We start from the raw sequence: 12656 nt of genomic DNA, 5'->3' as shown, positions 1-12656 counted from the left end.
GAACCGACTATGGTTCTGAATTGGCGTGCCTGTTGATGGCTTGACGAAGGAGTGTTGGCTCATGCGAGAAAGACCCGTGACGAACCCGGCGCCCACCCCAGCCGCGTTCATCAACGCGCAAAATGCGATCAGTGGCCTGCGGGGCCGGGATTTGCTGGCGACCCTGCGCAGTGTCGCCAACCATGGCTTGCGCAACCCGCTGCACACCGCTCGGCACGCCCTGGCTTTGGGTGGCCAACTCGGTCGCGTGCTGCTGGGTGAAACCGTGCATGCCCCCAACCCCGCTGACAACCGCTTCGCCGACCCCACCTGGGCGCTTAATCCACTGTACCGGCGCAGCCTGCAAGCCTATCTGAGCTGGCAGAAGCAGACACGTCACTGGATCGACGACAGCTCGATGAGCGCCGATGACCGCGCCCGTGCACACTTCGCCTTCTCGCTGATCAACGATGCCGTCTCGCCGTCCAACACCTTGCTCAACCCGCTGGCCATCAAAGAGCTGCTCAACTCCGGCGGCAACAGTGTGGTGCGCGGCGTGAGCAATTTGTTTAACGACTTGTTGCACAACAATGGCCTGCCCAGCCAGGTCAGCAAACACGCTTTTGAAGTGGGCAAAACGGTGGCAACCACCGCAGGTTCGGTGGTGTTTCGCAATGAGCTGCTGGAGCTGATCCAATACAAGCCCATGAGCGAAAAGCAGTACGCCAAGCCGTTGTTGATCGTGCCGCCGCAAATCAACAAGTACTACATCTTCGACCTCAGCCCCGCCAACAGCTTTGTGCAGTACGCCCTCAAAAACGGCCTGCAGACCTTTATGGTCAGCTGGCGCAACCCGGATGTGCGTCACCGCGAATGGGGCTTGTCCACCTATGTGGCGGCGCTGGAGGAAGCGCTGAATGTGTGCCGGGCGATTACCGGAGCCCGTGAGGTCAACCTGATGGGCGCCTGCGCCGGTGGCCTGACCATCGCCGCGCTGCAAGGCCACCTGCAAGCCAAGCGCCAGCTGCGACGCATCTCCAGCGCCAGCTACCTGGTGAGCCTGCTGGACAGCCAGATCGACAGCCCGGCCACCTTGTTTGCCGATGAACAGACCCTCGAAGCCGCCAAGCGCCGCTCCTACCAACAAGGCGTGCTGGACGGCCGCGACATGGCCAAGGTCTTCGCCTGGATGCGCCCCAACGACCTGATCTGGAACTACTGGATCAATAACTACTTGCTGGGCAAAGAACCGCCGGCGTTCGACATCCTCTACTGGAACAACGACAACACGCGCCTGCCCGCCGCGTTGCATGGCGACCTCCTGGACTTTTTCAAGCACAACCCACTCAGCCACCCGGGCGGCCTGGAGGTGTGCGGCACGCCTATCGACCTGCAAAAAGTCACGGTGGACAGCTTCAGCGTGGCCGGCATCAACGACCACATCACGCCTTGGGACGCGGTGTACCGCTCCACGCAACTGCTGGGCGGCGAGCGGCGCTTCGTGCTGTCCAACAGCGGGCATATCCAGAGCATCCTCAACCCGCCGGGCAACCCCAAGGCCAACTACGTCGAGAACCTCAAGCTGAGCAGCGACCCGCGCGCCTGGTACTACGACGCCAGTCACGTCGAGGGCAGCTGGTGGCCGCAGTGGCTGGCGTGGATCCAGCAACGTTCGGGCGTGCAACGCGAAACCCTCACCGCCCTGGGCAACCAGAATTACCCACCGATGGAAGCGGCGCCGGGCACTTACGTGCGGGTGCGCTGAGCTCAACGATCACATTAAGAAGACTGGATGAAGACCCGCGACCGTATCCTTGAATGTGCCCTGCAGTTGTTCAACCACAAGGGCGAGCCGAACGTGTCGACCATGGAAGTGGCGAATGAAATGGGGATCAGCCCCGGCAACCTCTACTACCACTTCCATGGCAAGGAGCCCTTGGTGCTCGGGTTGTTCGAGCGTTTCCAGAATGAACTGGCGCCGCTGCTCGACCCACCGGCGGATGCGCAGCTCAAACCCGAAGATTACTGGCTGTTCCTGCACCTGATCATCGAGCGCATGGCCCATTATCGGTTTCTGTTCCAGGACCTGTCGAACCTGGCCGGGCGCCTGCCAAAACTGGCCAAGGGCATTCGCAACTTGCTCACGGCGCTCAAACGCACCCTGGCTTCGCTGCTTGCGCGCTTGAAGGCAGCAGGGCAGTTGGTCAGTGACACCCAGGCATTGGGGCAATTGGTGGAACAGATCACCATGACCCTGCTGTTTTCGCTGGACTACCAGCGGATTCTCGACCGTGAGGGCGAAGTGCGGGTGGTGGTGTACCAGATCATGATGCTGGTCGCGCCGCACCTGTTGTTGCCGGCGCGGCAGGCGACTGAGCGGTTTGCGCTCAAGTACCTGGATGACCCGGATTAAAAATATGGGAGCGGGCTTTTTTTGGGGGCGCTTCGCACCCCAGCGCAAGCAAGATTGCTCGCCACAAAGAGCCCACTCCCACATTGGAAGTGCGGTGTTTATGAACCGCCCATAAAAAACGCCCGACCTTCACAGGCCGGGCGTTTTCTGTGCCCTGAAAAAATCAGGACTGACTGGATGGCGTCGGGGTTACCGGCGTTGCAGTCGGGGCAGTAGCAGCATGGGTCGGTGCGGACACCGAATTGGCTGTCGAAGCGCTTGGCGCTGGGGTTGCAGGCTTGGCCGCAACAGCAGGCTTGGGCGCTGCAGGCTTCTTGGCAACTGCTGGCTTCTTCGCGGCGGCAGGTTTTGCCGCAGGCTTGGCAGCCACAGGTTTTACTGCAGCAGGTTTGGCAGCAGCAGGTTTGGCAGCAGCTTTAGCGGCGGCTGGCTTGGCTGCTGGTTTGGCAGCGGCCGGCTTGGCAGCAGGTTTGGCAGCTGCGGTTTTAGCCGCTGGTTTAGCCGCTGGTTTTGCTGCCGCTTTGGCAGCCGGTTTAGCCGCAGGCTTGGCAGCGGCTTTAGCGGCCACGGGTTTTGCGGCAGGCTTGGCGGCCGGTTTGGCAGCTGCAGTTTTGGCAGCCGGTTTGGCAGCTGCTTTAGCCGGGGCCTTGGCCGCAGGTTTGGCAGCTGGCTTGGCGGCCGCTTTAACCAGTGGCTTGGCTGCGGTTTTTGCAGCCGGTTTAGCCGCCGCAGTTTTAGCCGCAGGCTTGGCAGCCGGTTTAGCTGCGGCGGTTTTAGCCGGAGCCACTTTAGCGCCGGTAAGTTTTTCGATTTGCTTGGTCAGGGTATCGACCTTGCTGTGCAGCGTCTTCAGTTCCGCTTTGCTGGGCACGCCCAGTCGCGAAATGGCACTGTTGAGACGCTTGTCGAAGGTTTCTTCCAACTTGCCCCAAGTGTCAGAAATGCTCGACTTGGCGGAGCCGGCAGTGGCCTTGGCCGCTTCAACTTTTTTACCAACCGTGGTCTTGGTCAACTTTTCGGCCTTTTCGCCGTCCTTGACCAATGTCTCGAAGTATTTGCCGCCGTCACTGCTAACCTTCGAGTACACGCCTAAACCAGCAAGCCAGATCTTACGGGAATATTTTTCAACCTCCCCGATCCACGAGCTGCCTTCTTTCTGAGTAGTCTTTTTAACAGCCATCCCGATGTCTCCTTAGTGTTTACGCGCGACACGTTCTAGCAATGTCGTCAGCTCTTCGAGCTTAGCAGAGAGTGTCTCAACGTCATGTTTAGACGCAATGCCGATCCGATTCAAGGCACTTGCAACACGCGTGTCAAAAGCTTTTTCAACTTTATCCAGTTGAACTTCAACCAAACCTTTGACGCTTGAGACATTACTCTTTACTTGGTCAATCTGACTGTTGGCGGCATCAAGTTGTTCAACCACAACTTTTTTGCCTTTACTTTCAACATGTTGACCGGTCTTGACCAGCTCTTTGAAGTACTCGCCGCCTTCGCTGCCGACCTTGGCATAGGCGCCAAGTCCTGCCAGCCAGATCTTGCGGGCGTAGCTTTTAACGTCACTCAGGGCAGTGGACTGAAGGTCGATTTTTTTCTTCACAATAACTTTGGCCATGGTGCACCTCACGCAGATTAGGGTCGAGGAACGGCCCGCAGGAGTTGAGGGCTTGGGCACAAAGTAGGCTGGAAAATTAGAATCGGCACCCTAAGAACACATCGATCAGGCCAACGCCTTATCCAAGGCTTTCTCGATTTCGGACTTGATCGTGCCGCTCATGGCCGACATCAACAGACCAAGTTCCACATCAATACGCAGCGATTGATCGGCGACTAACACCGTGCCTTTAACCCCAGAACGCTTGAGGTTCAGGCTATCGCCCGACCACGATGACTCAAGGCCATATTGCTCCTTGAGTTTGTGCGCCAACTTCTCGGCCTTCGCGCGCGCGCCTTCTTTACCCAGGGAATGTGCACGCTCAACGGTAATACGGGCCATTGCAATGACTCCTCTTTATAACGACTCAGAACACCTGCCATGCGGCAAAAGGTCTCGATGAACACCTATCTTACCTTCAGCCTTGCCAAGACAAAGCAGGCGGTGGGGATTATCATGTCCCGCATTCTCTTTTGGTGACAGCGATATGACTGATCAGCGCAAAGGCAGCGATGCCGAACCCACCACTCACTTCGGCTTCAAGAACGTTCCGGAAAGCCAGAAAGCGGAAAAAGTCGCTGAGGTGTTCCATTCCGTTGCGGCCAAGTACGACCTGATGAACGACGTGCTCTCGGGCGGCATGCACCGCCTGTGGAAGCGCTTCACCATCGAGTTGTCGGGTGTACGCACCGGCAACCGCGTGCTCGACATTGCCGGCGGCACCGGCGACCTGGCGGCCAAGTTCTCCAAGCTGGTGGGCCCGACCGGCCAGGTTGTGCTGGCGGACATCAACGGCTCAATGCTCAAGGTCGGCCGTGATCGCCTGCTGGATAAAGGCGTGGCCGGCAATATCGAGTTCGTGCAGGCCGACGCTGAAAAGCTGCCGTTCCCGGACAACCATTTCGACTGCGTGACCATCGCCTTCGGCCTGCGCAACGTGACCCATAAAGAGGACGCCATCCGCTCGATGCTGCGCGTACTCAAGCCGGGCGGCCGCCTGCTGGTGCTGGAGTTCTCCAAGCCGACCAACGCGCTGATGTCCAAGGTCTACGACACCTACTCGTTCGCCTTCATGCCGCTGATGGGCAAGCTGATCACCAATGACGCCGAGAGCTACCGCTACCTGGCCGAATCGATCCGCATGCACCCCGACCAGGAAACCCTGAAGTCGATGATGGTAGAAGCCGGTTTCGACCGCGTGACCTACCACAACATGACCTCAGGCATCGTCGCCTTGCACCGCGGCATCAAGCCCTGATGCTGTTCGCAGGCCTCCTCGCCAGCGTCGAACACGGCATCAACCGTGTCCTGCGCCTGGACAGCACTGCCCTGGCGCGGCTTGCGCACTTGAACGGCAAAGTCATTGCCGTCGATTGCACCAGCCCCGCCTTGCAGCTGTTTATTCTGCCCAGCGATGAAGGCCTGCTGCTCGCCGGCGATTGGGCCGCAGAGGCCGACTGCACCCTGCGCGCACCCGCCTCGAGCCTGTTGCACCTGGCGCTGAGCCGCAACAAGACCGCCATCCTGCACAGCCCCGAAGTGGAGCTGGAAGGCGACAGCGCCGTGCTGATGGACCTGGCCGCCGTGCTGCAAGACCTGGAACTGGATTGGGAATACGAGCTGTCACGCTGGATCGGCCCGGTGGCCACCCAGTTGATCAGCGGGCACCTGCGCAGCCGCTCGCGCTGGTACCAGCAAGGGTTCGCCAGCCTCAACCAGAACCTTGCCGAATACCTGAGCGAAGAATCGCGCACCCTGGTCGGAGAACGGGAGGCGCAAGCGCGCTTTCGTGAACTCGACAAGGCCAAAATCGACCTGGAACGCCTTGAGGCACGCTTCGAGCGCCTGAGCCGTTCCCTTGATCCAAGCGATAACGCATGAAGCTGCTCGCCGTCCGCCGTTTGTTTCGTATCCAGCGCGTCGTAATCCGCTACCGCCTCGATGACCTGCTGTTCGCCCTGCCGTTGCCGTGGTTCCTGCTGGCGGTGCGTTATGTGCTGCCGTGGCGCTGGTTCCCGCGCAAACCGCTGGAGCTGAGCCGTGGCGCGCGCCTGCGCCTGGCGTTGCAGGACCTGGGGCCGATCTTTATCAAGTTCGGGCAGATCCTCTCTACGCGTCGCGATTTGCTGCCCGAAGACATCGCCGACGAACTGATGCTGTTGCAGGATCGCGTGCCGCCCTTCGACTCGCAACAGTCGATGAAGCTGATCGAAGAACAACTGGGCAAGAAGATCAGCGAGGTGTTCAGCCGTTTCGACGTCGAGCCACTGGCCTCGGCCTCGGTGGCGCAAGTTCATGCTGCACAATTGAAGACCGGCGAAGAAGTGGTGGTGAAGGTGATTCGCCCCGGCCTCAAGCCGATCATCGGCCAGGACCTGGCGTGGCTGTTTATCCTTGCCCGTGCCGCCGAACGTTTCAGCGCCGATGCGCGCCTGCTGCACCCGGTGGATGTGGTCGCCGACTACGAAAAAACCATCTACGACGAGCTCGACCTGCTGCGCGAGGCGGCCAATGCCAGCCAGCTCAAGCGCAACTTCGAAGGTTCACCGCTGTTGTATGTGCCGCAAGTGTATTGGGACTGGTGCCGCCCCAAAGTGCTGGTGATGGAGCGTATCTACGGCGTGCAGGTCACCGACCTTGCGACCCTGGCCGACCAGCGCACCGACATGAAGATGCTTGCCGAGCGCGGTGTGGAGATCTTCTTCACCCAAGTGTTCCGCGACAGCTTCTTCCACGCCGACATGCACCCGGGCAACATTTTCGTCAGCACCGTCAACCCGTGGAGCCCGCAATACATTGCGATCGACTGCGGCATCGTCGGCAGCCTGACCCCGGAAGACCAGGACTACCTGGCGCGTAACCTGTTCGCCTTTTTCAAGCGTGACTACCGCCGCGTGGCGCAGTTGCACATTGATTCGGGCTGGGTACCGGCAGAAACCAAGCTCAACGAATTCGAAGCGGCGATCCGCACGGTCTGCGAGCCGATCTTTGAAAAACCGTTAAAAGATATTTCCTTCGGCCAGGTGCTGATGCGCCTGTTCCAGACCGCGCGGCGCTTCAACATGGAAGTGCAGCCACAGCTGGTGCTGCTGCAAAAAACCTTGCTCAACATCGAAGGCCTGGGCCGCCAGCTGTACCCGGACCTGGACCTGTGGAACACCGCGCAGCCGTTCCTGGAACGCTGGATGCGCGAGCGCGTCAGCCCGAAAACCCTGCTGGGCAACCTGCACAGCCAGTTCGAACAACTGCCGCACCTGGCCAACATGACCCGCGACCTGCTGGAGCGCATGTCCCAGCCCCACGCCAAAGACCCGGCGCCGCCGTGGCAGAAGCGCAAGGACGACTGGTTCCTGCGCCTGCTGGGCGCCGCGCACCTGGTCGGCGGCGTGATGCTCGCCATTGGCGGGCCGTTGAACCAACTGGGCCACTGGCCGGCTGGCATCATGGTCGCCGTGGGTGTTTATCTGATCGTGCGCCGATAGCCGATCCGGTTATACACTGTCGCAAATTGCCGGAGCCGAACATGAAAGACTGGCTGGACGAGATCAAGTGGGACAGTGACGGCCTGGTGCCGGCCATTGCCCAGGACTACAAGACCGGGCGCGTGCTGATGATGGCCTGGATGAACCGCGAGGCCTTGAGCCTCACCGCCACTGAGCAGCGCGCCATTTACTGGTCACGTTCGCGTGGCAAACTGTGGCGCAAGGGCGAAGAGTCCGGGCACGTGCAGACCCTGCATGAGATGCGCATCGACTGTGACGCCGACGTGGTGATCCTGATGGTCGAGCAAATCGGCGATATCGCCTGCCATACCGGCCGTCACAGCTGCTTCTATCGCGTGTTCGAGAACGGCGAGTGGAAGGTTGTGGAGCCGGTGCTCAAAGACCCGCACGCCATTTACTCCGCAGGACACTGAACATGAGCGATACCCTGAACCGAGTGGCCCAGGTGCTGGAAGACCGCAAAGGTGCGGACGCCGACAGCTCCTATGTCGCAAGCCTGTACCACAAGGGCTTGAACAAGATTCTGGAAAAACTTGGCGAAGAGTCCGTCGAGACGATTATTGCCGCCAAGGATGCGCAAATCAGCGGTGATTACAGCGATGTAATCTATGAGACCGCAGACTTGTGGTTCCATAGCCTGGTCATGCTTGCCCAACTGGGGCAGCATCCACAGGCAGTGCTGGATGAACTGGACCGTCGCTTCGGCCTGTCCGGGCACGCCGAAAAGGCCTCGCGCCCGTCCGCCTGAATAACTTTTACAGAGGAATTGCAGCATGGGCATTTTTGACTGGAAACACTGGATCGTTATTCTGGTGGTGGTGGTACTGGTGTTCGGCACCAAGAAACTCAAGAACCTGGGCACCGACGTGGGCGAGTCGATCAAGGGCTTTCGTAAAGCCATGAACGACGATGAAAAGCCGGCCGACCCGATGGCCAACCCAGTGCCGCCGGCCCAGCCAGTTCACCCGCAGGCCACCCAGCCGATCACCGAGCGTCGCACCTTCGACGTGCAGGCTGAGAAAGTCCAAGAGCCGACCCGCAAAGACTCGTGAGCACTGACTAATGTTTGGTATCAGCTTCTCTGAACTGCTGCTCGTCGGCCTCGTGGCCTTGCTGGTACTCGGGCCGGAACGCCTGCCCGGTGCCGCACGCACGGCCGGCCTGTGGATCGGGCGCCTGAAACGCAGTTTCAACGCCATCAAACAGGAAGTTGAACGGGAAATCGGCGCCGACGAGATCCGCCGTCAGCTGCACAACGAACATATCCTGTCGTTGGAGCAAGAGGCGCGCAAGATCCTGTCGCCGGTGAATGAGCCGAGCAAACCGGCTGAGCACAGCATCGCACCGCCGCCCGTGGCCGAAGTCGCGCCCGTGGTGGAACACACCCCGGTACCGCCCGCTGCCACACCGACAGCGCCCGCCCCGCCTGAGCCAGCGCCGACGCCTGTAGCGTCGCCCGCTCCCCATGACCCTACATTGCCGCCGCGAGCCCCATGAGCGCTGATAAACCGGAAAACGACCAGCATATGCCGCTGGTCTCGCACCTCACCGAGCTGCGGACCCGCCTGCTGCGTTGCGTAGCGGCCATCTTCATCATCTTTGCCGGGCTGTTCGCCTTTACCCAGCAAATCTACACCTTCGTCTCCACGCCATTGCGCCAGTACCTGCCGGCCGGCGCGACGATGATCGCCACCGACGTGTCGTCGCCGTTCCTGACGCCGCTGAAGCTGACCATGATGGTCTCGCTGTTCCTGGCGATCCCGGTGATCCTGCACCAGATCTGGGGCTTTATTGCACCGGGCCTGTACAAGCATGAGAAGCGCATCGCGGTACCGTTGCTGGTGTCGAGCATCCTGCTGTTCTACACCGGCATGGCCTTCGCGTATTTCCTGGTGTTTCCGCTGATCTTCAAGTTCTTCGCCGCCGCCACCCCGGCCGGCGTGGAAATGATGACCGACATCACCAGCTACCTCGACTTCGTGATGACGCTGTTCTTCGCCTTTGGCGTGGCCTTCGAAATCCCGGTGGCCGTGGTGCTGCTGGTGTGGATCGGCGTGGTCGACGTCAAATACCTGAAGAAAGTGCGTCCTTACGTGATCATCGGCTGCTTCGTGGTCGGCATGATCCTCACGCCGCCGGACATCTTTTCGCAGACCTTGCTGGCCGTGCCGATGTGGATGCTGTTCGAGATTGGCATCCTGTTTGGCAGCCTGATCAGCAAGCGTGGCGATCACCCGGATGACCAACCCGCCGACGACGACCAGCCGCCAGCGACGCAACCGTGAACCTGCTGTTGCTTGAAGAGGCCGACTTTATCGCGGCCGATCGGGTGATCCTGCGTGATCGGCGCCTGGTGCATATGCAGGAAGTCCACCGCGCGGTGGTGGGCGACAACCTGCGGGTCGGCCGTATTGGCGGGCTGATGGGCAATGCGCAACTGCTGCGCCTGGAAACCGGTGAAGCCGAGCTGCAAGTGAGCTTCGACCAACCGCCGCCGACCAAACTGCCGCTGACCCTGCTGCTGGCCCTGCCGCGTCCGAAGATGCTGCGCCGGGTGCTGCAAACCGTGGCGGCGATGGGCGTGCCGAAGGTGGTACTGGTCAACAGTTACCGGGTCGAAAAAAGCTTCTGGCAAACCCCGTTCCTGGAGCCGGAGGCGGTGCGCGAGCAGTTGATCCTTGGCCTGGAGCAGGCGCGGGACACGGTGCTGCCCGAGATCATCATCGAAAAGCGCTTCAAGCCGTTCGTCGAGGACCGCCTGCCGGCCATGACCGCAGGCACCCTAGGCCTGATCGGCCATCCCGGCGATTACCCGGCCTGCCCGCGTGGGCTGGACGAACCGGTAACCCTGGCCATCGGCCCCGAAGGCGGCTGGATCCCCTACGAAGTGGAGCTGTTGGCCAAGGCCGGCTTGCAACCGGTGCAACTGGGTGCACGCATCCTGCGCGTAGAAACCGCCGTGACCGCCCTGCTCGCTCGGTTGTTCTGAACCCCGACCCGCCCCGAAAAAATGTGGGAGCTGGCTTGCCTGCGATTGCATCACCTAGGTATGCCTGATGTACCGAGGTGCCTGCATCGCAGGCAAGCCAGCTCCCACATTGGTTCTGAGCGCCTACAGAAATTTCCTACGCTGCCGATAGCCTCTGAATAAGTCCAAGCCTTGTTCCAAAGGAGATCGCAGCATGTATCGTTGGTTAGCCGAAAAACTGGGGAATGTGAGCGTCAATCGCAAGCTGAGCATAGGCTTTGGCTTGGTGTTGATCCTGACGCTGTTGACCACCTTCACCGGCTGGACCGGCTTGGGCGACGTGATCAGTCGCGGCGACAAGCTGGGCTTTATCTCCAGCCTCAACGGCCTGACCAAAGACCTGCGCCTGGCGCGCCTGGACTTTGAAATGCGCCGCGGCGAACAAGGCACCGACGCGGTCAACAGTTTGCTGAAGCAACTGGACGATGGCCTCAAAACCGCCGAAACGCTGATCGAGCAACCCGACGACAAAGCCTTGGTCGAGCAACAGCTGGAAGCTTTGGGCCAATACAAAAAAGCCTTCGGCGCCATGGTGCTGGCCGGCCTCAAGCGCGAGGGCGCACGCAGCAAGCTCGGCGACACCGCCGACAACGCCGTGGCCAAGATCAACGAAATCGAAGCGACCCTGCTGCAAGGCGACAGCGTCACGCAGTTCAACAGCGTGATCGACCTGAGCAAGTTGATCCAGCAATCGCGCTTCCAGGTACGCGGCTACACCTACAGCGGCAAGACGGAGGCCGAGCAACCGGCACTGGATGCCATCGACAATGCGCTGAAGAAAATCACCGACCTGCAAGGCAAGCTGCCTGAGCAATACCAGGCCAACCTGCAAGAGGCTGGCGTGTCACTGCAAGCCTACCGCGCCGCCGTCAGCCAGTACCGCGACTCCCAGGTGGCCAGTGCGGCCGCGCTGAAAATCATGACTGCCCAGGGCGATATCCTGCTGGGGCACAGCGAAAAACTTACCATCTCCCAAACCGCCGTGCGCGATGCCGATGCCGCGCAGGCCAAACAGCTGTTGTTGCTGGCCACCGTGCTGGCGCTGATCTTCGGCATGGTCGCCGCCTGGGCCATCACCCGCCAGATCGTAATCCCGCTCAACCAAACCCTCAAAGTCGCCGAGCGCGTGGCCTCCGGCGACCTGAGCCATAACCTCGACTCGGCCCGCCAGGACGAGCTGGGCCAGCTGCAACGCGCCATGCAAAGCATGACCGTCGGCCTGCGCGAGTTGATCGGCGGTATCAGCGACGGCGTCACCCAGATCGCCAGTGCGGCCGAGCAATTGTCGGCCGTGACCGAACAGACCAGCGCCGGGGTCAATAGCCAGAAGGTCGAGACCGACCAGGTGGCCACCGCCATGAACGAAATGGCTGCCACCGTGCAGGAAGTGGCACGCAACGCCGAAGAGGCCTCCGAAGCTGCCGTGGCGGCAGACCAACAGGCCCGTGAAGGCGACAAGGTGGTGGGTGAAGCCATCGCGCAGATTGAGCGCCTGGCCACTGAGGTGGGTAATTCCACGGTGGCCATGGGCGACCTGAAGCGTGAAAGCGACAAGATCGGCAGCGTGCTTGATGTGATCAAGTCGGTGGCCCAACAAACCAACCTGCTGGCGCTGAACGCGGCGATTGAGGCAGCGCGGGCCGGCGAGGCCGGTCGCGGCTTTGCGGTGGTGGCCGATGAGGTGCGCAGCCTGGCGCAGCGCACGCAAAAGTCCACCGAGGAGATCGAAGAGCTGATCGTCGGCCTGCAAAACGGCACCCAGCAGGTGGCGGCCATCATGGACAACAGCCGTGGCCTCACCGACAGCAGCGTCGAACTGACCCGCCGTGCCGGCAACGCACTGAGCAACATCACGCGTACGGTCTCGACTATCCAGGCGATGAACTCGCAGATCGCCACCGCTGCCGAGCAACAAAGCGCCGTGGCCGAAGAGATCAACCGCAGCGTGTTGAATGTGCGCGACGTGTCTGAGCAGACCTCCTCGGCCAGTGAAGAAACCGCCGCTTCCAGCGCAGAGCTGGCGCGTTTGGGTATTTACCTGCAAACACTGGTGGGCCGCTTCAAGGTGTGAGCCCCTCG

The 12656-nt window shown here is 60.8% G+C and carries 15 protein-coding genes and 1 pseudogene; 13 read left to right on the top strand and 3 right to left on the bottom strand.

Features of this window, described 5'->3' with window-relative positions:
* Window positions 1–61 precede the first annotated feature (61 nt).
* Together phaC and P5706_RS01780 are read left to right on the top strand one after the other, a co-directional pair.
* Window positions 62–1744, top strand: coding sequence for a class II poly(R)-hydroxyalkanoic acid synthase (gene phaC / locus P5706_RS01785; RefSeq protein WP_285678418.1), 1683 nt, complete (start codon window positions 62–64; stop codon window positions 1742–1744).
* 27 nt (window positions 1745–1771) lie between these two features.
* Window positions 1772–2392 carry a TetR/AcrR family transcriptional regulator gene (locus P5706_RS01780; protein WP_200431701.1) on the top strand — a complete coding sequence of 207 codons (621 nt, stop codon included), beginning with the start codon at window positions 1772–1774 and terminating at the stop codon, window positions 2390–2392.
* A gap of 163 nt (window positions 2393–2555) precedes the next feature.
* On the opposite strand, the gene P5706_RS01775 is transcribed toward P5706_RS01780, so the two are convergent.
* From P5706_RS01775 to P5706_RS01765, 3 genes are all read right to left on the bottom strand, one after another.
* Window positions 2556–3572 carry a phasin family protein gene (locus P5706_RS01775; RefSeq protein ID WP_285678417.1) on the bottom strand — a complete coding sequence of 339 codons (1017 nt, stop codon included), beginning with the start codon at window positions 3570–3572 and terminating at the stop codon, window positions 2556–2558.
* 12 nt (window positions 3573–3584) lie between these two features.
* The gene (locus tag P5706_RS01770; RefSeq protein WP_285678416.1) at window positions 3585–4007 is read right to left on the bottom strand and encodes a phasin family protein; all 423 of its coding nucleotides are present in this window, start codon (window positions 4005–4007) and stop codon (window positions 3585–3587) included.
* A gap of 105 nt (window positions 4008–4112) precedes the next feature.
* The gene (locus P5706_RS01765; RefSeq protein ID WP_200431699.1) at window positions 4113–4388 is read right to left on the bottom strand and encodes a polyhydroxyalkanoic acid system family protein; all 276 of its coding nucleotides are present in this window, start codon (window positions 4386–4388) and stop codon (window positions 4113–4115) included.
* Between the two features lie 145 nt (window positions 4389–4533).
* On the opposite strand from P5706_RS01765, the gene ubiE reads away from it, so the two are divergent.
* From ubiE to P5706_RS37095, 11 genes and pseudogenes are all read left to right on the top strand, one after another.
* Window positions 4534–5304, top strand: coding sequence for a bifunctional demethylmenaquinone methyltransferase/2-methoxy-6-polyprenyl-1,4-benzoquinol methylase UbiE (gene ubiE, locus P5706_RS01760; protein WP_003171186.1), 771 nt, complete (start codon window positions 4534–4536; stop codon window positions 5302–5304).
* Window positions 5304–5927 (top strand): ubiquinone biosynthesis accessory factor UbiJ, encoded by a 624-nt coding sequence (locus tag P5706_RS01755; protein ID WP_058422364.1) that lies wholly within the window; start codon window positions 5304–5306, stop codon window positions 5925–5927. The genes ubiE and P5706_RS01755 overlap by 1 nt, the downstream gene beginning before the upstream one ends.
* Window positions 5924–7528 (top strand): ubiquinone biosynthesis regulatory protein kinase UbiB, encoded by a 1605-nt coding sequence (ubiB, locus tag P5706_RS01750; RefSeq protein WP_285678415.1) that lies wholly within the window; start codon window positions 5924–5926, stop codon window positions 7526–7528. Before P5706_RS01755 ends, ubiB begins: the two co-directional genes overlap by 4 nt.
* Window positions 7529–7569: 41 nt before the next feature.
* Window positions 7570–7962, top strand: coding sequence for a phosphoribosyl-AMP cyclohydrolase (gene hisI, locus P5706_RS01745; protein WP_058423690.1), 393 nt, complete (start codon window positions 7570–7572; stop codon window positions 7960–7962).
* Between the two features lie 2 nt (window positions 7963–7964).
* Complete coding sequence (locus tag P5706_RS01740) at window positions 7965–8297, top strand: phosphoribosyl-ATP diphosphatase (protein WP_003187881.1); 333 nt, start codon at window positions 7965–7967, stop codon at window positions 8295–8297.
* Window positions 8298–8322: 25 nt separating this feature from the next.
* Window positions 8323–8601: a twin-arginine translocase TatA/TatE family subunit gene (locus P5706_RS01735; RefSeq protein WP_056860633.1), complete on the top strand. Its 279-nt coding sequence runs from the start codon at window positions 8323–8325 to the stop codon at window positions 8599–8601.
* A gap of 10 nt (window positions 8602–8611) precedes the next feature.
* Window positions 8612–9046 (top strand): Sec-independent protein translocase protein TatB, encoded by a 435-nt coding sequence (gene tatB, locus P5706_RS01730; RefSeq protein ID WP_285678414.1) that lies wholly within the window; start codon window positions 8612–8614, stop codon window positions 9044–9046.
* The gene (gene tatC / locus P5706_RS01725; RefSeq protein ID WP_056860635.1) at window positions 9043–9834 is read left to right on the top strand and encodes a twin-arginine translocase subunit TatC; all 792 of its coding nucleotides are present in this window, start codon (window positions 9043–9045) and stop codon (window positions 9832–9834) included. The genes tatB and tatC overlap by 4 nt, the downstream gene beginning before the upstream one ends.
* Window positions 9831–10538 (top strand): 16S rRNA (uracil(1498)-N(3))-methyltransferase, encoded by a 708-nt coding sequence (locus tag P5706_RS01720; protein WP_285678413.1) that lies wholly within the window; start codon window positions 9831–9833, stop codon window positions 10536–10538. The genes tatC and P5706_RS01720 overlap by 4 nt, the downstream gene beginning before the upstream one ends.
* A gap of 193 nt (window positions 10539–10731) precedes the next feature.
* A pseudogene (locus tag P5706_RS37100) lies at window positions 10732–11790 on the top strand (methyl-accepting chemotaxis protein); the annotation flags it as partial.
* Window positions 11776–12648: a methyl-accepting chemotaxis protein gene (locus tag P5706_RS37095; RefSeq protein WP_425540629.1), complete on the top strand. Its 873-nt coding sequence runs from the start codon at window positions 11776–11778 to the stop codon at window positions 12646–12648. The pseudogene P5706_RS37100 and the gene P5706_RS37095, both read left to right, overlap by 15 nt.
* The last annotated feature ends 8 nt before the right edge of the window (window positions 12649–12656 follow it).

The organism is Pseudomonas sp. ChxA, from assembly GCF_030263855.1.
In the GTDB taxonomy this organism is placed as follows: Bacteria; Pseudomonadota; Gammaproteobacteria; order Pseudomonadales; family Pseudomonadaceae; genus Aquipseudomonas; species Aquipseudomonas fluorescens_CB.
The sequence above is the reverse complement of the archived record's forward strand: the minus strand, read 5'-3'. Positions and strand labels throughout refer to the sequence as shown.

Excerpts from the sequence above, each read along its gene's own strand:
- P5706_RS01775 (WP_285678417.1), bottom strand. The coding sequence starts at position 3,572 with ATGGCTGTTAAAAAGACTACTCAGAAAGAAGGCAGCTCGTGGATCGGG.
- tatC (WP_056860635.1), top strand. The coding sequence starts at position 9,043 with ATGAGCGCTGATAAACCGGAAAACGACCAGCATATGCCGCTGGTCTCG.
- P5706_RS01740 (WP_003187881.1), top strand. The coding sequence starts at position 7,965 with ATGAGCGATACCCTGAACCGAGTGGCCCAGGTGCTGGAAGACCGCAAA.
- ubiE (WP_003171186.1), top strand. The coding sequence starts at position 4,534 with ATGACTGATCAGCGCAAAGGCAGCGATGCCGAACCCACCACTCACTTC.
- P5706_RS01770 (WP_285678416.1), bottom strand. The coding sequence starts at position 4,007 with ATGGCCAAAGTTATTGTGAAGAAAAAAATCGACCTTCAGTCCACTGCC.
- ubiB (WP_285678415.1), top strand. The coding sequence starts at position 5,924 with ATGAAGCTGCTCGCCGTCCGCCGTTTGTTTCGTATCCAGCGCGTCGTA.
- P5706_RS01780 (WP_200431701.1), top strand. The coding sequence starts at position 1,772 with ATGAAGACCCGCGACCGTATCCTTGAATGTGCCCTGCAGTTGTTCAAC.
- P5706_RS37095 (WP_425540629.1), top strand. The coding sequence starts at position 11,776 with ATGCAAAGCATGACCGTCGGCCTGCGCGAGTTGATCGGCGGTATCAGC.
- P5706_RS01755 (WP_058422364.1), top strand. The coding sequence starts at position 5,304 with ATGCTGTTCGCAGGCCTCCTCGCCAGCGTCGAACACGGCATCAACCGT.
- P5706_RS01735 (WP_056860633.1), top strand. The coding sequence starts at position 8,323 with ATGGGCATTTTTGACTGGAAACACTGGATCGTTATTCTGGTGGTGGTG.
- P5706_RS01765 (WP_200431699.1), bottom strand. The coding sequence starts at position 4,388 with ATGGCCCGTATTACCGTTGAGCGTGCACATTCCCTGGGTAAAGAAGGC.
- hisI (WP_058423690.1), top strand. The coding sequence starts at position 7,570 with ATGAAAGACTGGCTGGACGAGATCAAGTGGGACAGTGACGGCCTGGTG.
- tatB (WP_285678414.1), top strand. The coding sequence starts at position 8,612 with ATGTTTGGTATCAGCTTCTCTGAACTGCTGCTCGTCGGCCTCGTGGCC.
- phaC (WP_285678418.1), top strand. The coding sequence starts at position 62 with ATGCGAGAAAGACCCGTGACGAACCCGGCGCCCACCCCAGCCGCGTTC.